The sequence below is a fragment of the Sphingobium sp. LSP13-1-1.1 genome (genome assembly GCF_040676415.1).
In the GTDB taxonomy this organism is placed as follows: domain Bacteria; phylum Pseudomonadota; class Alphaproteobacteria; order Sphingomonadales; family Sphingomonadaceae; genus Sphingobium.
The window spans coordinates 111,718-134,625 of record NZ_JBEGHU010000003.1 but is presented as its reverse complement, the minus strand read 5'-3'; the positions used below and the strand labels follow the sequence as shown (position 1 = coordinate 134,625).

Below are 22,908 nucleotides of genomic sequence, written 5' to 3'. Positions count from 1 at the left end.
AATCGGCGCTTCAAATCCTGGGGGGCATGCCCCCCAGGATTTGATCACCCAAATGGCGGCATAAAACGACATCCGCGATGAGCTTAACTTAGCCGCCAACCTGTCCAAGAAGGCGAGGCCACCTCAGGATAGTCTCCAAGGATCGGGGCGGGAGCTGTCGCCCGAAAGACGCGCCGTTCAAGACTGTCACGCCCAGGAGGTTGGGTACATTGGACACGGTTATGAGCTCGGACTGTTCGACGAGTTTGTCATCAAGCACGATCTTAGATGATCTCAGCGCGGTATCCAGTCGTGGCAGGCGCTTTATTCCAGTATCGACCACTCCGTTCCAGCCAAACTGCAGCCTTACCTGCGACATCTCTTCGCGGCTACGTCACACCCTCTCCGAGAAGCTGAACCTGGAAGCGCTGTTAGCGCCTGGTTCCAAACCCTGCCGATCGGCTTGCCTGGGGCCGCCACAAATTCGGGATGCTATTCATTCACGAAAACGGCTTTAGGATCGCTGTGTGAGACGTGGTATACTGGCGCATCCCGGCTTCGACTCCGTCCATGGCCGCCGTGACTGAGAGACTATCGCGCTCCCGCCCGACGAGGAGAGTGACATGTCCACCTCACCACGCACACCGTTCCAATTGCCATACTCCAAGCGTTTCGACAATGCTTCGGTTCAGCGCCGGTCTCTTCCGTGATGATACCTTAGCCCGCGCGGTGATCATGAACGCATCACTTATTCTGATTGCCGCGACCATCCTCGTATTGATCTACAATTAAGGCTGGAAAAGTGGAAGTCGTTCAAGAAACCAACAAATGTCCAACCGCAAATAGCCTGGATTTCGCCGCGACGATCATCAATGCCCAGTCTCGCCTCGAAAGGCTGCCCAACAGAACTCAAACGCGTCTGCAGATTCTTGAAGGTCTTCTCACCAGCGCGCGTGACCAGGTGGCCCGCGGCGAACTTCTGACTCATGCTGAAATACGCCGGCTCAATAAGGCTTTCGATGACTTGACGCACCGTAACAACCTCTGACGCGGGATCCACCTGGATCACCTCTTTCGCAAACGAAACTTGGATCCAGGCCGCCCGGTTTCAAAATCGCAACTATCCTCAAATGGAGGTAGAACATGTCTGATACGCAAGGAAAGCGAAGGCGCTTCAGCGCGTTTCGGTCGGCAGCAGAAGAAGTAGGAATGGCTGACAAACGAAACGCGGCAGCAGAAGGCCGTGTGAAATACGTGCTTCAGCAGAAAGCCGCATCACCAAGCGATTCCCAAAAGCGTGAACAGAGGAATGTCTCAGCAATGAATATTGAAAACACGGATTTGGAACGCCGGGTTCTGGCCCATGAACGCATATTACGGGCCTTAATCCGTCATATCGCAGAAGAGCAGCCCGACATTCTGATGCGCCTCAAACAAACGTTCAGTCTAGGTCACGTCTTGGGAGAGGATGAACAGGATTATGTGTCCACGCAGCAATATGGTGATCAATTCATCAGGGCGATTGAACTGGCGATAGCGCGACAGGCCGATACAGTATAAAGCCGCGAGAGCCCGCACTAAAGTTCACGCTTTACCGAACATACGGCGGCGCGGGCTCTTCGCTCCACCTACCTCGAGATGCCACCGCCCTCGTTCTCCCATTCATCGAGGGCAGTGGCGAGTTCATCTCTCCTCCCCCGGCTCCACCAAGGCTGACCGTGCAACTCATTGTCAGCAGCCTCTGCAAGCGAACGCCCATGGCGTTCTGCCAGCCAAATCCGGGCAGCGACGATTTTCTCATAGCCGAAGATCGATCCGGCGCTGGCTATTCCAGCAGCAGCGCGGATGACATAATCTGCCCATTCGGCAGGTCCGGCCTTGTTTTTAGTATCAGTAATCATGATAAACTCCGCGTCAGCAAGCGGGAGCGCTCGAGTCTCTCAGTCACGGGATGCTTGCGACTAGAACCGGGTGATGTTTCACCTTATCACAATTGAGCGAACCCGAAGAGCCCTGTATGACCCGCATTACGTAGAGCGGGGATAGGGCACATTAGGGCGATGATAGTAAATTGTCGCGTCACGGCACGGCATTTTCTGATCGTGTCTCTGCCAATGACAAGTTTCGGCGAAACCCGTCATTCAAGGTTGCGCCCGGGAATGGCAGAATTGTCCCACGTTCGGTCGAACCGTTTCTTTTCAGAATTGCATGGTCAAGCGTCGACATCGCGCAACGCGAGGTTGGCATCATGGCGAATCTCGCAGCCATGTTGCAAAGGTGGCAGGCGGAGAATCCGGTCGTTTCCGGGTCAAATCCGCCGATGGCCTGCTTCCGTCAACCGCGCGGCAGGCCCTGACGATCTGCACGGACTGTCGGTCGCTGTGGCCGCGCCAGCGATCGTCACCGCAAGGCTGAGACCCGGCTTGGCCGGGGCTCGGTGGTGCAGGCGTCGGTGCGCTGGCGCAACGAACGCCGAGCCATAGAGCGCGGTCGTGCCGGTTGGCGCAGCGCCCGGCGCGAGGCGCCCCGTCTGGACGTCCTCGCCGACGTACAACCACCGCCCCACCTCATCGGTACCGCCGCCGCATCAGATCGCGATACCCGCCCAACGCCAGGGTCTTCGCTTCGCGCGCCAGCCGCCGGACACGCGAACGCAGCGAGTCGGATCGGTCGTTCCAGTCTTCGGCCACGCGCGCCTCGCCGAACAGAACGGCCCCGATTTCGCGCTGGGTCGCGCCGTCGGCCAGCGCGTCATGGACGCGCAGCAACTGGATGCCGCGTTCGATCCAGGGGTCGCGCGGGTACAGCGAGCGGGCAAAGCGGCGATGGTGCTGGAGATGGAGGAGGCGGCGCAGCGGCAGGATGCCCGCCTCGGCGCTGCTAAGCCCATGCAACCGATAGTGGAGATGCACCAAGGTCTCACCGGCAAGCCGGCCTTGCGCCACATCGAGCCGGATATGGTGGCGACCGTCCGAGAGAACGGCATGGTCATAGCCGTCCGGATCGGTGACGACGGTCAGCCAAGCGGCGACACGCTCCAGATCAAGACCATCGGGATCGGCGCGATCGGTGGAAATCGCTATAACGGACAGGGTTGCGGGATCGAGATCGGCATGCCAGATGATCCGTGCCTCGGGTGCCGACCGGGCCGGATCTTCAGCGAAAGTGCAGCCCCCACGCGCGCGGATCGACGCGGCCGCGGGTAACGCTGCTCGCCCGGGCATGCCAGGCGATATAATCAGGATTGCGACGCAGCCACTCCCACATGATCCCGGCGCGATCGATACAGCGCAGCCGTGCGTAAGCGGTGCTCTCACGCCACGCCTGCAGCAGCGTCACGGGCCGAAACCCGCGAACAGCGCGGGGGCATATATGCTGCATCGCACAAGACAACTTCTGCGCGCCTGCACAACATGATATGACGCTTCCATGACAGGAGTCGCCCGGCGACGGCTTGAGGCCCCGCCGCCTGGCCCACAGGACCAAGGAAGGGCGACCGCCGGGATCCAGGCCGCACGAGACGCCGCCGACGGTCGCGACAGGATCAGATGCCTTATTCGGGCATGGCGATGCAGCTTGCGCGCATCGTCGAAACGGTCGGCAACGCGGACGAGCTTGCGGCGGCCATGGCTGCCATCAGCGTGCAACTGGGTTTCCAGTATTTCGCGCTCAGCCATCATGTCGATGTGGCCACGGCCGGTGACGCGGCGATCCGGCTGCATAATTATCCGCGGCGCTGGGCGGACTATTATGACCAGAACGCTCTGGGCGTGAGCGACCCGGTGCACCGCGCCAGCCATGTCACCAGCATCGGCTTCCCCTGGTCGCAAATGGCGGCGATGATCCCGCTGACGCCGGGCGATCTTCGGATCCTGGCGCTCGGCCGCGCACAGGGCATCGGCGACGGCTTCACCGTCCCGGCGCATGTTCCAGGCGAGGCGCGCGGCTCCTGCTCCTTTGCGAGCGAAGCGGACCGGCCGCTCCCGCAGGCCATGCTGCCGCTGGCGCAACTCGCCGGCAATTTCGCGTTCGAAGCGGCGCGCCGATTGTGGACGGGACGCGGCGGGCTCTTGCCGCGTCCGGGGCCTGCACTGACCGACCGGCAGCGCGACTGCGTCCTGTGGGTCGCGCGCGGCAAGGGCGACTGGGAGATCAGCCGCATCCTCGGGATCAGCGAAGAGACGGTGGCCCGGCATATCAAGCAGGCCTGCGAACGCTACGGCGTGAACAAGCGGACATTGCTGGTGATCCGGACGCTGTTCGACGGAACCCTCACCTTCTCGGATATCTTCCGCCGTCGCTATGCCCCTTTTCGGGCATAGCGCTGCGACCGGCATCTCGCCGACCCTCGACCGATCAGGGCCAAGGGAGCAAGAGCCATGCTGCATATCCTGCAATCCGCCCCGCCGTCCGCGTCGGACGCGGCGCTGCGCGCGATGTTCGCCGCGCGCAAGTCGGTCTTCGTCGACCTGCTCAAATGGGACGTCCCGGTCCTCGAAGGTCGCTATGAAGTCGACCAGTTCGACGATCTCAACGCCATCTATCTGATTCTCGCCGAACCCGACGGGGCGCATCTGGGCTCGGCGCGCCTGCTGCCGACCATGCGACCGCACATTCTCGACAGCCTCTATCCAGGCCTGTGCGAAGACGCGCTGCCGCGCGCCCCGGACATTTTCGAGATCACCCGCTTCTGCCTCGACCGCCGGCTGCGCGCGGCCGAGCGCCGCGCGGTGCGCGATACGCTGGTGACCGCGCTCGTCGATCATGCGCTGGATCACGGCATCACCGGCTACAGCGCGATCGCCGAAATGGGCTGGTTCCAGCAGATCCTCGCGTTCGGCTGGCGCTGCCGTCCGCTCGGACTGCCGCAAGTCGTCGATGGCGCGATGCTGGCTGCGCTGCGCATCGATATCGCCCCCGACACGCCCGGCCTGCTCGCGGCGGCGGGCATCCAGGCGGCGCCGGCCATCCGGGACAGCCGGCGCATCGCGGCCTGAAACAAGGAGAACGACGATGATCGGCAGGATCGACGACGAGATCGCCCGCAGCGCGCGCGACCTTCTCGATCATGGCTGGTGTATCCTTCCCGATGCGCTGCCGCCCGCGCAGGTCCACGCGCTCGATGATGAATTGATGGGTGATTTCGCGGCGACGCCGTTCGGCCAGGGTGGTTTCTACGGCAGCACCACCAAGCGGTTCGGCCGCCTGCTCACGCGCGCGGCCGGCGCTGCGGCGCTGGTCCAGCACCCGCGCATTCTCCGTATCGTCCAGGCGGTGCTCTCATCCTGGTGCGAGTGCATCCAGCTCAATACGACCCAGGCGATCGCGGTTCATCCCGGCGCCCCGGCGCAATTGCCGCACCGCGACCAGGACATGTGGCGCGGCCCTGTCGGCGAGATTGAGTATCTCGTCAATGTGATGTGGCCGCTGAACGATTTTACGGAGGAAAACGGCGCCACGCGGATCTGGCCGGAGAGCCATGGCGCGAACGCACTGGCCGAGCCGGACGGCGCGCCTCTCGCCGCCGAGATGGCTCCCGGCGCGGCGCTTCTGTTTCTCGGCTCGACGCTCCACGGCGCGGGTGCAAACCGCACGCGGGAGGTGCGACGCGGGATCGTGATCGGCTATGCACTGGGCTGGCTCAAGCCCTATGAAAACCAATGGCTCGCCTATCCGCCCGAGGTCGCGCGAGCGTTCCCGCCCGATCTGGCGGCGCTGGTCGGCTATCGCCAGCATCGGCCCAATCTCGGCAATTTCGAGGGGCAATGCCCTTCGGTACTGCTCGACGGTCGCGCGGACCGGCCACTCGGCGCCGTCGATGCGCTGCGACCCGACCAGCAGGCGCTGGTCGATGCCTATGCGCAGGAACAGCGAGAAGCGCAGTGAACGCCGGGGCAACCGCCGAACGGGTCCATCAGGCGCTGCGCCTCCGGATCATGAGCCGCGAATTCCGGCCAGGCGACCGGCTCGATCCGGCGGCGCTGGCCGCGCCGCTTGCCGCGAGCGTGACGCCCGTACGCGACGCGCTCCACAGGCTGACCGGCGAGGGCCTAGTGGAGACACGTACCGCCGGCGGCTTCCATGTCCCTGCGCTCGATGAACCGGGCCTTGCGGATATCTACGACTGGTCGGCCGAGCTCGTCCTGCTTGCCATCAACGCATGGCGACGCCCGGCCGCACTTCCGCCCCTTGGCGACCTCGCGGACGATACGGCCCTGGCCGACCGGACCGCGGCGACGTTTCTGGCCGTTGCCCGCCATTCCGCCAATCGCGAGCATGCGCTCGCGCTTGACCGGCTCAACGCCCGCCTCCACGCCGTCCGGACTGTCGAAGAGCATGTGCTAGAAGGCACCGGCGCTGAACTGGAGGCGCTGTGGCAGGCCGTCAGCACCGCCGAACGCAAGCACCTGAAAATCCTGTGCCGCAGCTATCATCGCCGCCGCCGCCGCGCTGCCGCCGACATCGTGCGGGCCGTCTACCGCGCGGGCTGACGCCCGCCGCCCTGCCAAACAAAATCGATATAGAATCCGTATAAAGTTCGGATAGCCGACCGCCCTCCATAGTCTGCCATGGCTGCATTTCGCAGCAGGACGAAGGAGTGCATCATGGAACGTGAAGACGAAGTGATCGACCTCGGCACCGCAAGCATCGAAACCAAGGGCGGCGCCGGCCTGGTCATCGATGCCAAGAACGGCCAGCAGCTCTTCGGCATTGCCGACGACTGACGGCGTCGGCGCGCGGTCCGATGGGATCGCGCGCCGATCTGGGCTTCGATCCTGGGCGTTCGATCATGGGCTTCACCCTTCGCAATGGCATCTCCTTCTGCCGCGTCGGCGACCGGATCATCTTTCTCGATATCGTGGCAGACCGCTATTTCTGCCTGTCGCGAAGCGCCGAGCACAGCTTCCTGGCGCTGGCGGAAGGCGCGACCCCACCGCCAGACGATGCGCACGTCCAGGGACTGCTGGCGCGCGGCCTGCTAATGGCATCGGCGTCTCCTCAGGCACCGGCCGCCTGCCGTCCGATCGTGATGCCGCAGACCAGTCTTCTCGATCTGGACCTTCCGCGGCCCGCCCTCGCCGGGACGACCAGCGCTCTGTGCTGCCTTGCCGCCACGCGCGTACGATTGAAGATGGCGGGTCTCGGTCGGACCCTTTCCTGGCTGTCGACCCGCAAATCGCGCTTGCCGACATCCCGTGCCCTGCCGGAAGGGCAGGTAGAAGGGATCATGGCCGGGTTCGTTTCAGCGGCGCACCTTGCCAGCCAGATCGACCTGTGTCTTGCAAACTCCATCGCGGTGGCATCGCGCATGATCGCGAAGGGAATACGGCCCGATGTCGTGCTGGGGGTGCAACTCGGGCCATTTTCCGCCCACTGCTGGGTCCAGCACGAGGACCGGCTCGTCAACGACCGCATCGACATGGTGCGGACCTTCACCCCGATCCTGGTCTTATGATGAGGCGCCGCTTTCTCGCGCTGATCGCGACCAGCGCCGAGCCGCTTCCTCCGGGGCGGATCGACAGGGCGCGCAAGGCCTCGGTGTCGTTCGTGCCGCTGATCGAAACCGACCGCTTCATGCTGTGGAGCGACCACCGGTACGGGATCGCACAGGTTGGCGGCCATGCGATAGTCGGCGAACTGTTCGATCGTGGCAGCACGCGCCCGGAAACCACGCTTGACGATGCGGCATGGACGGCGATCGCCCGGTCGCGTGGGCAAAAGCTGATCGAACGCTACTGGGGCAGCTATGTCGCCTTCACGACCAGCGATACCGCCGCCGCCATCATACGGGCGCCCATGGGCGATCAGGGATGTTACCACGCCCGGGTAGGCGGCGTGCTCCTGGTCGCGTCCGATCTCGCCCTGCTGCGGGACCTCGGATGCCGCTTCAGCGTCGATCCCGATGCCCTGGCGCGTCACATCGCCTATCCCGAATGGCGGCGCAGCGAGACCTGCCTCGACGGCGTGGAGGAACTGCGCGGCGGCGATCGCCTGCTCGTCTCGGCGAATGGGGTAGTATACGAGACATTATGGTCGCTCTGGGCCTTCGTCGCTCGGGATCGGATGATCGACGATTCCGGGGAAGCGGCTCGCGCCGTGCGCAACGCCGTGCATCTTACCGCGCGTGCCCGCACCGCCAGCCATGATCGCGCCCTCTTGCTCCTTTCCGGCGGGCTCGATTCGGCGATCGTGGCCGCCAGCCTGAAGGCGACCGGCACCGATGTGATCGGCCTCAACCTCGTCGGCGACGACGCGGCAAGCGACGAAAGGCGCTATGCCGGGATGGTCGCCCGGTCTGCCGGCATCGAACTGCTGACGCGGACATTCGACCTTGACCGCGTCGATGTCCGCCGCTCGGGTGCGGCCCATATGCCCTATCCAGTGCATCGCTGCTTCACGCAGGCGCAGGACGCGGTCGCGGCCGAAACCGCCGAGCTATGCGGAGCCGATATCCTCATCGATGGCGGCGGTGGCGACAATGTCTTCTTCGCTTCGCGCACCGTGTCGATCCTCGCCGACTGCCTCGCCACCGGCGGTCTGGACAAGCGCTTTTGGAGCGCCGCACGGGCACTCGGCGACCTGGGCCAGACCGGGACATGGGCCCTGACCTGGCGCGCGGTGCATCGCGCCTGGCTGCGCTCGCCAGCCCCGCGCCAGCCGCCAGCGATCGACTTCCTGTCTGACGCAGCAAGGGCGATCGTCGAGGACGCTCCTGCCCATCCCTGGTTCACGCCACCCGACGGCGTCCTGCCCGGTCGGGCCAGCCATGTGGCCCTGCTCGCCCCGGCACAGAATATGGTCGAGGCCATCAATGCCCAGGCCCAACAGCGCGCGGTATCGCCACTGGTTTCCCAGCCCGTCGTTGAGGCCTGCCTGCGTGTCCCGAGCTGGAACTGGCTTGCACCCGATCGGGACCGGGCGATCGCACGCAGCGCCTTCGCGCCCGATCTTCCCAAGGCCATCGTGTCGCGTCGATCGAAGGGCACGCCCACCGGGTTCGTCGCGACCATCTTCGACCGGCATCGGCAGACCATTCGCGACATGCTGCTTGGCGGCAAGCTGGCTGACCTTCGTCTCATCGACGAAAGAAAGATTTCACAGCTACTCTTTATGCTTGGTCCGGTTCGAGACCTGCGCTTCGTGCGCATCATGGAACTGGTCGATGCTGAAGCGTGGGCTGCATCCCAAAGCTAGAGGCGGCAATCTCAGACGGTACGTCCATCCAGCAATGCCGAGAGGGGACAAAGGATGGGAGCTACCATGTGCCAGCGTGAAGTCACATTCCGAACTGCGGGCCGTGGTTGGAAGGCGTTGGCGATTGGGCAGCATGTGATCGACCGGTTCAGGCAGCGCTGCGTTTCGAACGGCTTGCCGTATGGCGATTCTCCGGCTCGGGCAGGCCCAGATGCGCGCGAAAGGTTGCGCCCTCATAATCGGTTCGGAACAAGCCGCGCGCCTGCAGAATGGGAACTACCTTGTCGACGAACAGGTCGAGTTGCCCCGGCAGCGGCTCGAAAATGACGAAGCCGTCCGCCGCGCCTTCCTCGAACCAACGCTCGAGGCGATCGGCGACCGTCTCAGGTGATCCGACGAACGCCCCGCGCGGTGTCGCCAGCCGTTCGACCACCTGCCGCAGCGTTAGGTTCTCTGCCCGCACCTCGGCGAGGATACGCAGCGTGGCGCTCTGCTGGCTGTCAAACCCGATATGCGCCACGTCCGGGAAGGGCGCGTCGAGATCATATTGACGGAAGTCATGGTCGTTGAAGGTGCGCGACAGGAAGCCAAGGCCCGTGTCGATCGATTCCAGCGCCGCCAATTCGCGATAGCGGGCCTCCGCTTCCTCTTCCGTATCGCCGATGATCGGCGCGATGCCCGGCAGCACGAACAACAGGTCGGGATCGCGGCCGAAGCCCTTGGCCCGCGCCTTCACATCGGCGAGATAGGCCTGGCCGTCCTCTTTGGTCGGCGCATGGGTGAAGATCACTTCGGCATGGCGCGCGGCGAAGCTGCGTCCGTCGTCGGACGCGCCGGCCTGGAAGATGACAGGCTGACCCTGCGGCGTGCGCTTGATGTTGAGCGGCCCGCGCACCTGAAAATACTCGCCCTTGTGTTCCAGCCGATGCAGCTTGTTAGGATCGACGAACTGGCCGCTCTCCTTATCGGCGACATGCGCACCCTTCTCCCAGCTGTCCCATAGCCCCTTCACCACGTCGAGATATTCAGCGGCGATCTTGTAGCGGGTTGCATGGGCGGGATGCTCGGTCCTGCTGAAATTGGCCGCCGTATCCCCAAGCCAGGACGTGACGACATTCCAGCCGGCGCGTCCGCCACTCAGATGATCGAGCGAGGCGAACTGGCGGGCGACGTTGAACGGCTCGGAATAGCTGACTGTCAGCGTCGCGACGAGGCCGATGCGCGATGTCGTGGCGGCAAGCGCCGACAATATGGTGATCGGCTCGAACCGATTGAGATAATGGGGGCTGGATTTCTCGGTGATCGACAGGCTGTCGGCGACGAAGAGGAAATCGAACTTGCCGCGTTCCGCCGTCGCGGCCTGCTTTTGATAATAGGACAAGCTGGTGCTGGCGTTCACTTCGCGGTCGGGGTGCCGCCAATCGTTCCAGGTGCGGCCGACGCCGTGCAGGATGAAGCCGAGTTTGATGTGCGGGGATTTGGCCATGGCCGGTCCTTGATGCAGGAAAAGAGGAGGATGAGCCGACCCCATCTAGGCCAGCGCTTGGTCGGCAACCAACGCAATGTCCTCATGCGCATATGAATTGAGCAAATACCCCTTGATGTTGTTTCTGCCGCGCTGATGTTGGCCTGCGGCATCCCGCATGAGGAGACAGAATGACAACGTCCGCTCGCACCCCGGCGCATCCGATTGAGCCCTTGTTCACCAAGCGCTGGTCGCCGCGCGCCTATGACGGCTCGTCGATTCCCCAAGCTGCCCTGGACAGCATATTCGAGGCAGCACGCTGGGCGCCGTCCGCCTTCAATTATCAGCCTTGGCGGTTCGTCTACGCCCATCGGGGCAGACCCGATTGGCAGCGCTTTATGGACCCGCTGCTTCCTTTCAACCAGAGCTGGGCTAAGAATGCCGCCGTGCTGCTGTATCTTCTGTCCGATACGCTGATGGAACAGGGTCCGGGGTCGGATCCCAAGGCGTCATACAGCCACAGCTTCGATGTCGGCGCGGCCTGGGCTCTGATCGCGTTGCAGGCGACGAGATTGGGCTATCATGCTCATGGCATGACCGGCGTCGATTTCGACGCGGCGCGGATCGCGCTGAATGCGCCGGAGCGGTTTCGGATCGAGGCGGCAGTGGCGATCGGACGACAAGGCGACAAGGCCAGCCTACCCGAGGCCCTGCGAGAGCGGGAAGTCCCCAGCGGTCGCAAGCCGATCGAGGCGTTCACGTTCGCTGGCGCGTTCCCGGGCTGACCCGTCCCGCGCCGCCGGGCGAGGGCGCGGCTGGCCTACAGACCGGCGGCTTCAACCCAATGGGCGTTGCTGATGTCCCGGGCGAGCGTCCAGACCTGCCGCCTGATGTCTGGCACGGCGACGATTTCCCAATGCGCGCCGCGCGTCATTGGGCCGACGACACGGAGGCGATCCCGTGCCTCGCCACCCGCGCCGATCGCCCGGCACTGGCGATCCACGTCAATGCCGATCGCCAAGGAATCAGGCCGGATCGCGCTCTGGCTCGCCAGCGCGCGAAGCAGTTGGTCACGCGTGCGGCCGAGGTCGCCGAGCGGACCTGTGCAATTGACCACACGCGCGAAATGCCGCCAAGCCACCGCATCGCTGCCCCGAGAGCGCAACGCAACCGCGATTCGCGCCCCGTCCGGTCTTGCTTCCATGACCTTTGCGGCGGCGATCTCCAGACGCCCGGCGGCCCGCATCCCCGCCAGCCTGTCCGCTACCGCAGGCGCGATGCGATGTCGGTGCACATCCCAATAGGGACGCAGATGGCGCAGGAAGCGCGCACGGTCGGAGGCATCGGCGGCACGCCACATATCCTGAGTAAAGGGCCGCAATTCGTCCACCGCCGCGCGCCAGCCAACCGCGTCCGCGCGCGCACGCACACGCCGCACCAGCGCCGAGGCGGAGCCGTTCGGCCGCTCCGACAGGCCGGGCGCCGCCTGCGCCGGTGCATGGGCGCGGGGCAGCAGCCCGCGCCGTGACACCGCCACGATCGGCCCCGCAAAGCCAGCCGTGTCGAAGCTGAGCGCGCAATCCACCGCTGTCAGGCCGGTGCCCAACAGCAGCACCTGATCCTCCGGCCCCAATCCATCGGCCAGCCCCAGCGCCCAGGGATCATCGGCATAGGCGGGATGGGCAATGCCGGCAAAGGCGGGCAGGGCGTGCGGCGGCAGGTTGCCCGGTGCTAACACTGCGATGTCCGCCTTCACTTGCGCACCGGTGGCGAGGCGCACTGTCGCTGCCCCGTCCGACACCCTGAGATCGACGGCTTCCGCCTCCACCAGCCGCAGCCGTGCCCCGGCAGCAGCCTTGGCGGCCTCCAGCAGGTCGCGAAGGTAGAGGCCGTAAGTTTGCCGCGTGGCGAAGCTCGCATCCTGTCCTGCGGCCCGCGTCCTCAGCCAGTCGGCGAAGTGGCCAGGTTCGTCAGGCAGCGCGCTCATATTGGCGGCGCGGACGTTGAGAATATGGTCGTGCTGCGCGGCGCCATAAGCGAGCCCGCGCCCGAAGCGGTCGCCTCGCCGTTCGATCAACGTGACGCGCACTGCGCCATGGCGCAGCAGATTGATCGCCAGCAGCGTGCCGGAAAAGCCGCCGCCAACGATGGCGACATGATTGGCGCTCAGCATGGATCAAGCATTTCTAATGGTTTGGGCAGCATTGCTTGTGGGACATATCTCTACTTACTCAATAGATAAATAGCCTCAATTCGATTTTCTGGAGCTGCGTTGTCATGACCCCTCTACAACCCCTGATCGCCGGATGGCGGCGCTGGAAGGCGGCGGCGGCGCGCGAGTTTCTGCGCGATCCCAACGTCATCCTGTTCGACCGCGCGCCCGAATCCGCGCCGGCCGCGACAAGCGCCCGTGGCGGCTGAGGGTCTTTCCCGCCGGTTGATGCTGGGCGGCGGCGCAGCCTCCTGCCTGCTGCTCGCCGCCTGCGGATCGGGCAAGGCGGGCCGCCCCACGCTGCGCGTGTCCATCACCGGCAAGGGCGATGGCGATTCGCGGCTGCTCTTCAAATCCGCCAGCATAAAGCCCGAAGGCTTCGACATCGCCTATAACGAGTTCCAGTCGGGCCATCTCGTGGTCGAGGCGCTGAATGGCGGCTCGCTCGACTATGGCGGGATGAGCGAGATCCCGCCGATCTTCGCCGCCGCTTCGACCATCCAGAGCTTCCGCCAGATCGCGGTCGCGCATGGCGACGTCAACAATCAGGTCGTGCTGGTGCCGCAGGGTTCGACCGCCAGGAGCATCGCCGACCTCAAGGGCAAGCGCGTCGGCTATGTCCGCGCCACCACCTCGCAATATTTCCTCATCCGGATGCTGGAGGAGGTTGGCCTGGGCTGGGACGATATCAAGCCGGTGGCGATGGGCGTGACCGACGGCGCGGCGGCCTTTTCCCAGGGCGCCCTCGACGCCTGGGCGATCTACGGCTTTCCGATCCAGCGCGCGATCGCGACCGAAGGCGCGCGCATTCTGCGCACCGCCTACGGCATCCTTTCGGGCAATTATCTGGTGGCCGCGCATGTCGACGCGCTCGCCGATCCCGACAAGGCGAAACTGATCGCCGACTATCTCGGCCTTGCCCAGAAAGCTTATGCCTGGGCCGCGGCGCATCAGGATGAGTGGGCGGTCATCGTGTCCAGGGATATCGGCGTGCCGCTCGCCTATGTGCAGGATCAGTTCAAGCGCAAGAGCGACGTGTACGAACTGCGCCCGGTCACGCCTGAGGCCATCGCGTCGCAGCAGAAAGTCGCCGACCTCTTCTACGCCCAGAAGCTGCTGCCCAAGCCGGTCGATGTCCGCCCGCTCTGGGACGACCGCTTCAATTCCGCTATTCCGAAAAGAGGCTGACCATCATGGCAACCCGTCTCGCCACGCCCGACAGCGCCCCGTCTACGATCACCGCCGACTATCTCGACTGGCTGACGCGCGAACTCGCGTCGCACGCCGAAGCCTATGACCGCAGCGGCGAATTTCCCCGCGCGCCCTTCGACCTGCTGGCGCACGAGGGACTGATCGGCCTCACCGTCCGGCCGGAACTGGGCGGGCGCGGCGCGAACCTTTCGGAAGCCCTGCGCGTGCTCGCCGCCGTGGCGAAGGGCGAGCCCTCTACCGCGCTCATCCTCTTCATGACCTATCATTATCACGCCAACCCGCTCCGCGCGCAGGGCTGGCCCGCCGCGATCTACGAGCGGCTGGCGGCCGATGCGGTCGCGGGCCGGGGCCTCATCGGCGGGCTGCGCGTCGAACCCGAACTCGGCACCCCTGTTCGAGGCGGCCTGCCGGCAACGATCGCGCGGCGCACGGCTGACGGCTGGGCGATCAGCGGCACCAAAATCTATTCGACCGGATCGACCGGGCTGGACTGGTATTCGGTCTGGGCTAAGACCGACGAGGAAAATCCGCGTGTCGGCAATTTCCTGGTGAAGGCCGGCAGCCCCGGCGTGACGATCGAACCCGCCTGGGATCATCTGGGGATGCGCGCGACCGTCAGTCACGCCGTCCATTTCGCCGACACGCCGACCCCGCTCGACCATGCGGTGGACGTGCGCCTGCCGGAACAATGGGCGGCAGCTGCGGGCGACCCCAGCCTCGCCATCTGGAATGCGCTCGCCATCTCGACCATCTATGATGGCGTGGCGCGCGCGGCCCGCGATTGGCTGGCGACCTATCTCAACGATCGCGTACCGTCCAATCTCGGCGCGTCGCTCGCCACCCTGCCGCGCGTGCAGGAGAAATTCGGCAAGATCGAAGTGCTGCTTCAGGTCAACGCGACGCTGATCCGCGACGCCGCCGCGCGCTACGACGCTGGCGATCAGCCGGGCGCGGCCGCGGTCAACAGCATCAAATATGTCGCGACCGCCAACGCGATCCGCGCGGTCGAGATCGGCCTGGAACTTACTGGCAATCCCGGCCTCAGCCGCCACAACCCGCTCGAACGCCATTATCGCGACGTGCTGTGCAGCCGCATCCATTCGCCTCAGACCGACACGATCCTTGTCGCGGCCGGCCGCGCGGCTTTGGGACAATAGCCATGTCGCTCGTCATCGCCAGCCAGCTCGACGCCGATTTCAACAAGGGGCTCGGCCAACATCCCATCGCCCCGGTCGTGATCGACGTAGCGGAGGATGAGCCCTGGACCGCCGCTGCGGAAGCCGACCTGCTGCTGGTCCGCCCGACGCCCGCATGGCGGCAGCCCCCGGCGGCGCGCCCCTCGCTCTGGCCGGGCCGCTTGAAATGGGTCTACAGCGCGTCCGCCGGCGTCGATTTCTATCCCGAATGGCTGCTGGACGCGCCGCTCGTCACCTGCGGGCGCGGCGTCGCGTCGGACGAGATCGCCGACTATGTTATCGCCGCCCTCTACGCCCATGCCAAGAATCTGGAGGCGGTGACGGTGCGGTCTCGCGCCGACTGGAAGCAGGCGCCGTTGGGGCGCGTCTCTGGCACGACCGTCGGCATTGTCGGGCTGGGCGCGATCGGGCAGGCGGTGGCGCGGCGGGTTCTGGCGCTCGGCGCCCAGGTAGTGGCGCTGCGCCGATCGGGCGCGCAGGCCGGGATCAACGGGGTCGAGCTGCTCAACGACCTGCCCGCCCTGGTCGCCCGCGCCGACCATGTCGTCATCGCCGTGCCCGGCACGCCCCAGACCCGCCATCTCTTCGACGACCGTCTGCTCTCGCAGGTTAAGCCCGGCGCGCACATCATCAACGTCGCGCGCGGCTCGGTGCTGGATCAGGATGCGCTGATCCGCGCGCTCGACCGGGCGGACGGGCCGGGTTTCGCCACGCTCGATGTCACCGATCCCGAGCCTTTGCCCGAAGGCCATCCGCTCTACACCCATCCCAAGGTTCGCCTGACGCCGCATATCTCCAGCAACTATACGCTAGTGCGGCACCGGCTGCTGGAAAAGGTCCGCGACGACATCAGCCGCTTCGTGCGCGGCGAGACGCCGTCCGACGTGGTCGATCCCGCGCGCGGCTATTGATGCGGCAGGCGCATCACAGCGCCTGCACCGTCTCCCGCGCCAGTTCCGCGAGCCGCTGCGCCGCGCTGTCCAGCTTGTCGCCCGCGCGCAGGATCGCGGCGACGCGCGGCAATTCGGGCAAGCGCTCATGCGTCAGCGTCGATTCCTCGCCAATGAAGAGGTGCGTGCGGCAGGTGATGCCGAGCCCCGCGCCGACTGCGGCCTTGAGCGTCGCGAGATTGGGCGTCTCCACCGCGATCCGCCATTGCAGGCCCGCATCCTCCAGCCCCCGTATCGCCGCCTCGCGGAAGCGGCAGGGCTCCTCCAGTACGGCGAGGGGAATGATGCTGCGATCGGCCAGCGCCGGCTCTCCATACCAGGCCATCGGCGCGACCGTCACCGCATGGGCGTCATTGGGCGCGGCGAAACCCAGCAATATGTCCAGCTCGCGCCGGTCGAGCAGCGCCTGCAACTCCGCCGTCCCGGCCACCCGTGCATAGATTTGCGCGTCGGGGTGCAGCTCCGAAAAGCGCGAGAGCAGCCCCGACAGCAACGTATCGGCGAAATCCTGCACCATCCCGATCCGCGCCGGCCCGGCAAAGCGCCCGGCGCTCACCGCCGCGACAGCCTCGTCATGCAGCAGCAACACGCGCCGCGCATAATCGAGCATCACCTCGCCCGCCGGCGTCAGGTTGAGCCTCCGCCCTTCGCGCAGGAACAGGGTCTGCTGCACCAGCTCCTCCAGCCGCTTGATCTGGAGGCTGAGCGCCGACTGCGTGACGAACACCTGCTCCGACGCATTCAGCATCGAACCGGTATCGACGATCGCGACGAAGCTGCGCAGCAAATTGGTGGGCAGGTTGACCGGCACGGTGGGCCTTTCAGCTGGAAATGCGGGGAAGGGCCGACCCATCGCAGGGAACGGGCGTTCCTTATCGCCGACGCTTATATATCAATCAAAATAGTAGAGATTGAAAGGGCCCAACTAAATCTTGCGGGATGCCAGTCCCGACCGGCAACCGGCGGTTTTCTGCGCCATGGCGAGCCAATCGAGCGGCCAGCCCCCGCTTATGATCGCTACTCATAGATGACAGCAGAAAAACTTAATTGAATTGGTAGAGAATACATGTTGGGCTTCCCGTGACCTAAACAAGGACCGGATATGGCAGGCCTGGCGATCGGACGTTCATTTGGCGCAGAGCGCACACGGCAGCCCTTTTCGCTGTCGCGCTTCGGCGGGCGCTGGCTTTCGCCGGTGCTGCTGCTCTTGCTCTGGGAGCTGGGCTCGCGCAGCGGCCTGATCCCCGAACGCACGCTCGCCGCGCCCTCGGCGGTCATCGGCACGCTGATCGAGATGGTGATCTCGGGCGAGCTGCCCTCCAATCTCCTTGTCTCCTTCGCCCGAGTCGCCGCCGGGCTGCTGATCGGGGTCGGCCTCGGCCTTGCGCTCGGCCTCGTCGCCGGTCTTTCCCGCGCCGGCGAACTGGCGGTCGACCCGCTCATGCAGATCAAGCGCACCATTCCCGCGCTCGCGCTGACCCCGCTCTTCATCGTCTGGTTCGGCATCGGCGAAACGCCCAAGGTCGCGCTGATCGCGTTCGCCACCATCTTCCCGGTCTATTTGAACCTCTACAGCGGTATCCGCGGCGTCGACCTGCGCCTGCTCGATGCGGCCAAGAGCTTCGGTCTCAGCCGGGCGGAGCAGATTTGGCATGTCGTCCTGCCCTCGGCGCTACCCTCGCTGCTGGTCGGCCTGCGCTACGCCCTTTCGGTCTCGATCCTGGTCCTGGTCGTCGCGGAACAGATCAATGCCTCGGCGGGCCTTGGCTATCTCATCAACAACGCCCGTGATTTCATGCGGACCGACATCATCGTCGTCTGCCTGATGGTCTATGCCATCCTCGGCCTCGGCGCCGACTGGCTGGTCCGCACCATCGAAGCCCGCGCCCTCATCTGGCGCCCCAGCATAGTGGAGCAATAAGCATGGACGCTCGCCTCGGCTTTAACGTGCTCAACAGCGCGCAGCATCTTCCCCATCCCGAACCCGTCGTGCGCTTGCGCGGCTTCACCCGCCGCTTTGGGCCCAACACCATCATCGACGGGCTGGACCTCGACATCGCGCCGGGCGAGTTCATCGCGCTGCTTGGCCGCTCGGGCTCGGGCAAGACCACATTGCTGCGCACTCTTGCCGGCCTGGACGAAGTGCGGGGGCAGGACGTGGAAGTCCCCGACAGCCGCGCCGTCGTCTTTCAGGACGCGCGCCTCCTCCCCTGGAAACCTGTCTGGAAGAATGTCGGCCTGGGCCTCAAGGGCGATATCCGCCCCCGCGCTGAAGCCGCGCTCAAGGAAATGGGCCTGGGCCATCGCATCGACGCCTGGCCGCTCACCCTCTCGGGCGGCGAAGCACAGCGCGCCGCGCTCGCCCGTGCGCTGGTGCGCGAGCCGCAACTGCTGCTGCTCGACGAACCCTTCGCCGCGCTGGACGCGCTGACCCGCTACCGGATGCACGACCTCGTCCTGTCGCTGTGGCGCGCGCATCGCCCGGCCGTGCTGATCGTCACCCATGATGTCGAAGAAGCGATCGCGCTCGCCGACCGGGTGCTGGTGCTCGACAAGGGCCGCATCGTCGCCGAAGAACGCATCACCGCCCCGCGCGGCGAGCGCGCCAGCTTCTCCGCCCGCCTGCGCGAAAAGCTGCTTTCCACCCTGGGGGGCGACGATCATGGCGTCGTCCCGTTCGCGCCGACGCTGGAAGCCGCCGAATGACGGCAGCCGCCATCCTCGACCGGCCGATCGACACGACCCGCCTGCGCGGCTTCGTCACCGCATTCGCGGACCTGCTCGCCGCGACCCGCGACGAACAGGCAATCCTCGACAGCGGGAGCGCCTTGCTCTCCCGGCTGATCGCTACCGACGACTGGCTGCCGGAAGAGTTCGCCCAACCCAATCCCGACCGCTACCAGCAATATCTCCTCCATTGCGACAGCCGCGAACGCTTCAGCGTCGTCAGCTTCGTCTGGGGGCCGGGCCAGTCCACCCCGATCCACGACCACAGCGTCTGGGGCCTCGTCGGCGTCCTGCGCGGCGTCGAGAGGGTGGAGCGCTTCGGCCGCCTGCCTTCAGGCGCGCTGGTGGAGGAAGGCGAGGAACTGCTCCACGCCGGTGAGGTCGATGCCGTCTCCCCCCGCATCGGCGACATCCACCGCGTCACCAACGGCCTCGCCGACCGGCCCTCGGTCAGCATCCACGTCTATGGCGCGAACATCGGCGCGGTCGAGCGCGCCACCTACACCCCCGACGGCACGGCCAAGAGCTTCATCTCGGGATACGCCAATCGCGTCATCCCCAACCTCTGGGACAGATCGAGAAATTAATGACCACCGACACGCTTTACCGCCTCCAGACCTCCACCCCGCAGGATATCCGCCGCGCACTGCTGATCGGCAGCGAAATCGCGCTGATCGACGTGCGCGAGGAGCATGAGTTCGCGCAGGGCCATCCGCTCTTCGCCGCCCAGATCCCGCTCCGCCGCATCGACGAGGAAGCGCGCTGGCGCATCCCCCGGCTCGATACGCCCATCGTGGTCTATGACAATGGCGAAGGGCTAAGCCGCAAGGCGGCCGTGCGTCTCGAAGCGCTCGGCTATACCGATGTGCGCGAACTGGAAGGCGGCCTCACCGCCTGGCGCGACGCCGGCTATGAACTGTTCGAGGACGTGAACAGCTACAGCAAGGCGTTCGGCGAACTGGTCGAGCATCGCCGCCACACCCCCAGCCTTCCCGCCGAAGAAGTGCAGGCGCTGATCCGCGAAAAGGCCGACATCCGCATCCTCGATGCCCGCCGTTACGACGAATATAACACGATGAGCATTCCGACCGGCACCAGCGTGCCCGGCGCGGAACTGGTGCTGCGCGTGCAGACGGTCGCGCCTGATCCCGACACCACGATCATCGTCAACTGCGCCGGCCGCACGCGATCGATCATCGGAGCCCAGTCGCTGGTCAATGCCGGCATCCCGAACAAGGTCTATGCCCTTCGCAACGGTACGATCGGCTGGACGCTCGCGGGGCAAGAGCTGGAAACCGGGCAAACCCGCGCCGCGCCCGAAGTGGACGACGCGGCAACGGACGAAGCGCGCGCCCACGCCCGCGATGTCGCCTATCGCGCCGGCGTCAAGCGGATCGGCTGGCAGGAACTGGAGGCGCTCCAGGCGGAGACGGGCCGGACCCTTTATCTCTACGACGTGCGCCAGCCCCGCGAATATGAAAGCGGACACCTCCCCGGCTTCCGCAACGCGCAGGGTGGTCAGCTGGTGCAGGAAACCGACCATAACGCCCCGGTGCGCGGCGCACGCATCGTTGTCACCGACCCCACCGGCGTCCGCGCCGACATGACCGCCTCCTGGCTCGCCCAGCTTGGGTGGGAGGTCTATGTCCTCGACATCGACTGGTCCGCCGCCACGCTGGAGCGCGGCCCCGACAGCGCGCCACCGCCGCGTGGCCCGGAGGGTCGCTACAAGCGCCCCTATGAAGGCACCGACAACAAGGCCGCCGCGATGCAGGCCTATCTCGACTGGGAATATGGCCTCGTCGCCCAGCTGGAGCGCGACGGCACCCACGGCTTCTACGTCATCTAATTTTTTGCAGGAGGACGCATCATGAGCGTCAAGTTCATCGGCTATATCGGCTTCAACAACGGCTCCGAAACACAATCCGCGGTGCGCAGCCGTGCGCTCGACACCGACTATGTCGATGCCGCGGCGAAGGCGCAGGAGGAAGGCGGCTTCGATCGCGTGCTCATTCCCTTCGGTTCCAACAGCCCGGAAAGCCAGATCGTCGCGGCCCATGCCGCCGCGCGCACCACACGCCTCGGCTTCCTCGTCGCGCATCGCCCCGGCTTCACCCAGCCCACCGTGGCGGCGCGCCAGTTGGCGACGCTGGACCAACTGTCGGGCGGGCGTGTCGCCGTCCACATCATCACCGGCGGCGCGGACGATGAAATGGCGCGCGACGGCGACACGAAGACGGTCAAGGCGGAACGCTACGCCCGCACCGACGAATATCTAACCATCCTGCGGCAGGAATGGACCGCCGCCAAACCCTTCGACCATCAAGGCAAATATTACGACATCCGCCAGGCATATAGCGCGATCAAGCCTGACAATCTCCCAGTCTTCTTCGGCGGATCGTCGGACGAGGCGATCGAGGTCGCCGGCCGGCATGCCGATGTCTATGCGCTCTGGGGCGAAACCCTTGCCGCCGTGCAGGACACCGTTCGTGCTGTCCGCAAGTCCGCCGCCCGCTACGGCCGCAGCCCCGGCTTCTCGCTCTCGCTCCGCCCGGTGATCGCCGACACCGAGGAAGCGGCGTGGAAGCGTGCTGCCGAGATCGAGGAGCAGGTGCGCGAGAACCGCGTCGCCGCAGGCCTTCCGCTGACCGGCCATCGCCCGCCCAATGCCGGTTCGCTGCGCCTGCTCGATACCGCAAGCAGCAACCGGCAGGACAAGCGCCTGTGGACCGGAGTCGCGGCGCTGACCGGCGCGGCGGGCAACAGCACGGGTCTGGTCGGCGCGCCCGAGCAGGTCGCCGACGCTATGCTGGACTATTACGACATCGGCATCGACCATTTCCTGATCCGGGGCTTCGATCCGCTGGGAGACTCCATCCTCTACGGCCGCGAGCTGCTGCCGCTGGTCCGCGCCAAGGTGGCGGAGCGCGAAGTGGCCGGTCTCGCGCTGGCGGGCTGATCCATGCCGAAAAAGAAGACTGTCGTCCTCCTGTCGACGGCCCTCGTCGCGGTGGCGGGCCTCGGGCTCGCCGCCGCGACCTTTTCGCGAAATGACGACAATGTCCTGCGCGTCGCCAACCAGAAGGGGCAGGTGAAGGCGATGATGCTCGCCTCGGACGCCCTTGAAGGCGCGCCCTACACGGTCGAATGGTCGGAATTTCCCGCAGCCCAGCCTCTACTCGAAGCGGTCGGCGGCGGCGCGGCGGATCTGGGCCTGGCGGCGGACGCGCCCTTCATCTTTGCCTATCAAAGCGGCAGCCCGGTCAAGGCGATCGCGGTGCAGGCCCCGGCCAATCAGGCGCGCGAAGCGCTCGCTATCCTAGTGAAGGCGGGCTCCCCGGTTCGGGGCGCACAGGACTTGGCCGGCGAATCGGTCGCCACGACGCGCGGCTCGATTGGCCACCATCTTCTGCTTCAGGCGCTCGAGCGGGCCAACATCCCGGCGGACAAGGTGCGCGTCACCTTCCTGCCTCCAGGCGACGCAAAGGCCGCATTCGACAGCGGCGCGATCGACGCCTGGGCGACCTGGACGCCCTATACCAATGTCGCGATCAAGGAAGGCGCGCGCGCCGTGGTGGACGCCAAAGATTATGGCCTGCCGCTCTATATCGACATCGCCAACGAAGACTCGATCGAACCCAAGCGCGCGCTGCTCGCGGATTTCCTGAAAAGGGAAGCCAAGGCCGTTGCCTGGGCGCGGCTGCATCCTGACCAGTTCGCGCAGGTGCTCTCGAAAGAAACCGGGCTGCCGCTCGATATCGCGCGCGCCAGCTTCGAACGGAGCAACCGCGTGGCGCGCCCGATCGACGACGGCATCGTCGCGCATGAACAGGCGATCACCGCCCGTTTTCAGAAAGCCGGTCTTATCAATAGCCCGCGCGATGTGCGGCTGGCTTTCGACGGCAGCTTCGACGGCCGCAAAGAATAAGTTTTTCGCGAACAAAACAATCTTCAGTTTAGCTGAAGTCATCG

The 22,908-nt window shown here is 65.5% G+C and carries 26 protein-coding genes; 20 read left to right on the top strand and 6 right to left on the bottom strand.

The window, feature by feature from the left end; all coding sequences use genetic code 11:
* Positions 1-781: 781 nt before the first annotated feature.
* The gene (locus MRBLSP13_RS04130; protein ID WP_363737605.1) at positions 782-1,027 is read left to right on the top strand and encodes a hypothetical protein; all 246 of its coding nucleotides are present in this window, start codon (positions 782-784) and stop codon (positions 1,025-1,027) included.
* A gap of 95 nt (positions 1,028-1,122) precedes the next feature.
* Complete coding sequence (locus MRBLSP13_RS04125) at positions 1,123-1,539, top strand: hypothetical protein (protein WP_363737603.1); 417 nt, start codon at positions 1,123-1,125, stop codon at positions 1,537-1,539.
* A 68-nt stretch (positions 1,540-1,607) separates the two neighbouring features.
* Here MRBLSP13_RS04125 and MRBLSP13_RS04120 read toward each other — a convergent pair whose 3' ends face one another.
* The 3 genes from MRBLSP13_RS04120 to MRBLSP13_RS04110 all read right to left on the bottom strand — a co-directional run bounded on the left by MRBLSP13_RS04120 (position 1,608) and on the right by MRBLSP13_RS04110 (position 3,360).
* Positions 1,608-1,880 (bottom strand): hypothetical protein, encoded by a 273-nt coding sequence (locus tag MRBLSP13_RS04120; protein ID WP_312219411.1) that lies wholly within the window; start codon positions 1,878-1,880, stop codon positions 1,608-1,610.
* 666 nt (positions 1,881-2,546) lie between these two features.
* Positions 2,547-3,203 (bottom strand): DUF2285 domain-containing protein, encoded by a 657-nt coding sequence (locus MRBLSP13_RS04115; protein WP_363737601.1) that lies wholly within the window; start codon positions 3,201-3,203, stop codon positions 2,547-2,549.
* Complete coding sequence (locus tag MRBLSP13_RS04110) at positions 3,136-3,360, bottom strand: transcriptional regulator domain-containing protein (protein WP_363752874.1); 225 nt, start codon at positions 3,358-3,360, stop codon at positions 3,136-3,138. Before MRBLSP13_RS04110 ends, MRBLSP13_RS04115 begins: the two co-directional genes overlap by 68 nt.
* A gap of 167 nt (positions 3,361-3,527) precedes the next feature.
* On the opposite strand from MRBLSP13_RS04110, the gene MRBLSP13_RS04105 reads away from it, so the two are divergent.
* The 7 genes from MRBLSP13_RS04105 (at position 3,528) to MRBLSP13_RS04075 (ending at position 9,174) form a co-directional block, all read left to right on the top strand.
* Positions 3,528-4,301 carry a LuxR family transcriptional regulator gene (locus MRBLSP13_RS04105; protein ID WP_363737597.1) on the top strand — a complete coding sequence of 258 codons (774 nt, stop codon included), beginning with the start codon at positions 3,528-3,530 and terminating at the stop codon, positions 4,299-4,301.
* A gap of 57 nt (positions 4,302-4,358) precedes the next feature.
* Positions 4,359-4,976, top strand: a complete 618-nt coding sequence (locus MRBLSP13_RS04100) for an acyl-homoserine-lactone synthase (RefSeq protein ID WP_363752872.1) — start codon at positions 4,359-4,361, stop codon at positions 4,974-4,976.
* Between the two features lie 16 nt (positions 4,977-4,992).
* On the top strand, positions 4,993-5,865 hold the full coding sequence (locus MRBLSP13_RS04095; RefSeq protein ID WP_363752869.1) for a phytanoyl-CoA dioxygenase family protein: 873 nt from the start codon (positions 4,993-4,995) through the stop codon (positions 5,863-5,865).
* The gene (locus MRBLSP13_RS04090) at positions 5,862-6,470 is read left to right on the top strand and encodes a GntR family transcriptional regulator (RefSeq protein WP_363752866.1); all 609 of its coding nucleotides are present in this window, start codon (positions 5,862-5,864) and stop codon (positions 6,468-6,470) included. Before MRBLSP13_RS04095 ends, MRBLSP13_RS04090 begins: the two co-directional genes overlap by 4 nt.
* A gap of 114 nt (positions 6,471-6,584) precedes the next feature.
* Positions 6,585-6,704, top strand: coding sequence for a benenodin family lasso peptide (locus MRBLSP13_RS04085; RefSeq protein WP_129927693.1), 120 nt, complete (start codon positions 6,585-6,587; stop codon positions 6,702-6,704).
* Positions 6,705-6,724: 20 nt separating this feature from the next.
* Positions 6,725-7,435, top strand: coding sequence for a lasso peptide biosynthesis B2 protein (locus MRBLSP13_RS04080; protein ID WP_363752863.1), 711 nt, complete (start codon positions 6,725-6,727; stop codon positions 7,433-7,435).
* On the top strand, positions 7,432-9,174 hold the full coding sequence (locus MRBLSP13_RS04075; protein ID WP_363752860.1) for an asparagine synthase-related protein: 1,743 nt from the start codon (positions 7,432-7,434) through the stop codon (positions 9,172-9,174). The genes MRBLSP13_RS04080 and MRBLSP13_RS04075 overlap by 4 nt, the downstream gene beginning before the upstream one ends.
* A 148-nt stretch (positions 9,175-9,322) precedes the next feature.
* Here MRBLSP13_RS04075 and MRBLSP13_RS04070 read toward each other — a convergent pair whose 3' ends face one another.
* The gene (locus MRBLSP13_RS04070) at positions 9,323-10,660 is read right to left on the bottom strand and encodes an LLM class flavin-dependent oxidoreductase (protein ID WP_133652520.1); all 1,338 of its coding nucleotides are present in this window, start codon (positions 10,658-10,660) and stop codon (positions 9,323-9,325) included.
* A gap of 170 nt (positions 10,661-10,830) precedes the next feature.
* On the opposite strand from MRBLSP13_RS04070, the gene MRBLSP13_RS04065 reads away from it, so the two are divergent.
* Entirely contained in the window at positions 10,831-11,424 is a 594-nt protein-coding gene (locus MRBLSP13_RS04065; protein WP_133652519.1) for a nitroreductase family protein, read from the top strand.
* A gap of 35 nt (positions 11,425-11,459) precedes the next feature.
* On the opposite strand, the gene MRBLSP13_RS04060 is transcribed toward MRBLSP13_RS04065, so the two are convergent.
* The gene (locus MRBLSP13_RS04060) at positions 11,460-12,812 is read right to left on the bottom strand and encodes an FAD/NAD(P)-binding protein (protein ID WP_133652518.1); all 1,353 of its coding nucleotides are present in this window, start codon (positions 12,810-12,812) and stop codon (positions 11,460-11,462) included.
* A 104-nt stretch (positions 12,813-12,916) separates the two neighbouring features.
* Here MRBLSP13_RS04060 and MRBLSP13_RS04055 point away from each other — a divergent pair, with 104 nt between their 5' ends.
* The 4 genes from MRBLSP13_RS04055 to MRBLSP13_RS04040 are packed head-to-tail and all read left to right on the top strand — an operon-like array spanning position 12,917 to position 16,170.
* Complete coding sequence (locus tag MRBLSP13_RS04055) at positions 12,917-13,060, top strand: hypothetical protein (RefSeq protein ID WP_166666323.1); 144 nt, start codon at positions 12,917-12,919, stop codon at positions 13,058-13,060.
* Positions 13,050-14,039 carry an ABC transporter substrate-binding protein gene (locus MRBLSP13_RS04050; protein ID WP_363737587.1) on the top strand — a complete coding sequence of 330 codons (990 nt, stop codon included), beginning with the start codon at positions 13,050-13,052 and terminating at the stop codon, positions 14,037-14,039. The genes MRBLSP13_RS04055 and MRBLSP13_RS04050 overlap by 11 nt, the downstream gene beginning before the upstream one ends.
* Positions 14,040-14,044: 5 nt before the next feature.
* On the top strand, positions 14,045-15,220 hold the full coding sequence (locus tag MRBLSP13_RS04045; RefSeq protein WP_363752857.1) for an acyl-CoA dehydrogenase family protein: 1,176 nt from the start codon (positions 14,045-14,047) through the stop codon (positions 15,218-15,220).
* A 2-nt stretch (positions 15,221-15,222) separates the two neighbouring features.
* A complete protein-coding gene (locus tag MRBLSP13_RS04040; RefSeq protein WP_363737583.1) occupies positions 15,223-16,170 on the top strand; it encodes a D-isomer specific 2-hydroxyacid dehydrogenase family protein in 948 nt (315 codons plus the stop codon).
* 13 nt (positions 16,171-16,183) lie between these two features.
* On the opposite strand, the gene MRBLSP13_RS04035 is transcribed toward MRBLSP13_RS04040, so the two are convergent.
* Positions 16,184-17,020: a LysR substrate-binding domain-containing protein gene (locus MRBLSP13_RS04035; protein WP_363737581.1), complete on the bottom strand. Its 837-nt coding sequence runs from the start codon at positions 17,018-17,020 to the stop codon at positions 16,184-16,186.
* 291 nt (positions 17,021-17,311) lie between these two features.
* Between MRBLSP13_RS04035 and MRBLSP13_RS04030 the strand changes: the two genes are divergently transcribed.
* The 6 genes from MRBLSP13_RS04030 to MRBLSP13_RS04005 are packed head-to-tail and all read left to right on the top strand — an operon-like array spanning position 17,312 to position 22,864.
* Complete coding sequence (locus tag MRBLSP13_RS04030) at positions 17,312-18,130, top strand: ABC transporter permease (RefSeq protein ID WP_363752854.1); 819 nt, start codon at positions 17,312-17,314, stop codon at positions 18,128-18,130.
* A 2-nt stretch (positions 18,131-18,132) separates the two neighbouring features.
* On the top strand, positions 18,133-18,915 hold the full coding sequence (locus MRBLSP13_RS04025) for an ABC transporter ATP-binding protein (protein ID WP_363752852.1): 783 nt from the start codon (positions 18,133-18,135) through the stop codon (positions 18,913-18,915).
* Entirely contained in the window at positions 18,912-19,523 is a 612-nt protein-coding gene (locus MRBLSP13_RS04020; RefSeq protein ID WP_363752850.1) for a cysteine dioxygenase, read from the top strand. Before MRBLSP13_RS04025 ends, MRBLSP13_RS04020 begins: the two co-directional genes overlap by 4 nt.
* Complete coding sequence (locus tag MRBLSP13_RS04015; RefSeq protein ID WP_363752848.1) at positions 19,523-20,785, top strand: rhodanese-like domain-containing protein; 1,263 nt, start codon at positions 19,523-19,525, stop codon at positions 20,783-20,785. The genes MRBLSP13_RS04020 and MRBLSP13_RS04015 overlap by 1 nt, the downstream gene beginning before the upstream one ends.
* Before the next feature lie 21 nt (positions 20,786-20,806).
* Complete coding sequence (locus MRBLSP13_RS04010; RefSeq protein ID WP_363752847.1) at positions 20,807-21,895, top strand: LLM class flavin-dependent oxidoreductase; 1,089 nt, start codon at positions 20,807-20,809, stop codon at positions 21,893-21,895.
* A 3-nt stretch (positions 21,896-21,898) separates the two neighbouring features.
* Positions 21,899-22,864, top strand: a complete 966-nt coding sequence (locus MRBLSP13_RS04005; RefSeq protein ID WP_363752845.1) for an ABC transporter substrate-binding protein — start codon at positions 21,899-21,901, stop codon at positions 22,862-22,864.
* The last annotated feature ends 44 nt before the right edge of the window (positions 22,865-22,908 follow it).

Coding starts and splice junctions, on each gene's coding strand:
- MRBLSP13_RS04125 (WP_363737603.1), top strand. CDS start 1,123: ATGTCTGATACGCAAGGAAAGCGAAGGCGCTTCAGCGCGTTTCGGTCG.
- MRBLSP13_RS04120 (WP_312219411.1), bottom strand. CDS start 1,880: ATGATTACTGATACTAAAAACAAGGCCGGACCTGCCGAATGGGCAGAT.
- MRBLSP13_RS04115 (WP_363737601.1), bottom strand. CDS start 3,203: ATGCCCGGGCGAGCAGCGTTACCCGCGGCCGCGTCGATCCGCGCGCGT.
- MRBLSP13_RS04110 (WP_363752874.1), bottom strand. CDS start 3,360: ATGCAGCATATATGCCCCCGCGCTGTTCGCGGGTTTCGGCCCGTGACG.
- MRBLSP13_RS04105 (WP_363737597.1), top strand. CDS start 3,528: ATGCCTTATTCGGGCATGGCGATGCAGCTTGCGCGCATCGTCGAAACG.
- MRBLSP13_RS04100 (WP_363752872.1), top strand. CDS start 4,359: ATGCTGCATATCCTGCAATCCGCCCCGCCGTCCGCGTCGGACGCGGCG.
- MRBLSP13_RS04095 (WP_363752869.1), top strand. CDS start 4,993: ATGATCGGCAGGATCGACGACGAGATCGCCCGCAGCGCGCGCGACCTT.
- MRBLSP13_RS04085 (WP_129927693.1), top strand. CDS start 6,585: ATGGAACGTGAAGACGAAGTGATCGACCTCGGCACCGCAAGCATCGAA.
- MRBLSP13_RS04080 (WP_363752863.1), top strand. CDS start 6,725: ATGGGATCGCGCGCCGATCTGGGCTTCGATCCTGGGCGTTCGATCATG.
- MRBLSP13_RS04075 (WP_363752860.1), top strand. CDS start 7,432: ATGATGAGGCGCCGCTTTCTCGCGCTGATCGCGACCAGCGCCGAGCCG.
- MRBLSP13_RS04070 (WP_133652520.1), bottom strand. CDS start 10,660: ATGGCCAAATCCCCGCACATCAAACTCGGCTTCATCCTGCACGGCGTC.
- MRBLSP13_RS04065 (WP_133652519.1), top strand. CDS start 10,831: ATGACAACGTCCGCTCGCACCCCGGCGCATCCGATTGAGCCCTTGTTC.
- MRBLSP13_RS04060 (WP_133652518.1), bottom strand. CDS start 12,812: ATGCTGAGCGCCAATCATGTCGCCATCGTTGGCGGCGGCTTTTCCGGC.
- MRBLSP13_RS04055 (WP_166666323.1), top strand. CDS start 12,917: ATGACCCCTCTACAACCCCTGATCGCCGGATGGCGGCGCTGGAAGGCG.
- MRBLSP13_RS04045 (WP_363752857.1), top strand. CDS start 14,045: ATGGCAACCCGTCTCGCCACGCCCGACAGCGCCCCGTCTACGATCACC.
- MRBLSP13_RS04040 (WP_363737583.1), top strand. CDS start 15,223: ATGTCGCTCGTCATCGCCAGCCAGCTCGACGCCGATTTCAACAAGGGG.
- MRBLSP13_RS04030 (WP_363752854.1), top strand. CDS start 17,312: ATGGCAGGCCTGGCGATCGGACGTTCATTTGGCGCAGAGCGCACACGG.
- MRBLSP13_RS04025 (WP_363752852.1), top strand. CDS start 18,133: ATGGACGCTCGCCTCGGCTTTAACGTGCTCAACAGCGCGCAGCATCTT.
- MRBLSP13_RS04020 (WP_363752850.1), top strand. CDS start 18,912: ATGACGGCAGCCGCCATCCTCGACCGGCCGATCGACACGACCCGCCTG.
- MRBLSP13_RS04015 (WP_363752848.1), top strand. CDS start 19,523: ATGACCACCGACACGCTTTACCGCCTCCAGACCTCCACCCCGCAGGAT.
- MRBLSP13_RS04010 (WP_363752847.1), top strand. CDS start 20,807: ATGAGCGTCAAGTTCATCGGCTATATCGGCTTCAACAACGGCTCCGAA.
- MRBLSP13_RS04005 (WP_363752845.1), top strand. CDS start 21,899: ATGCCGAAAAAGAAGACTGTCGTCCTCCTGTCGACGGCCCTCGTCGCG.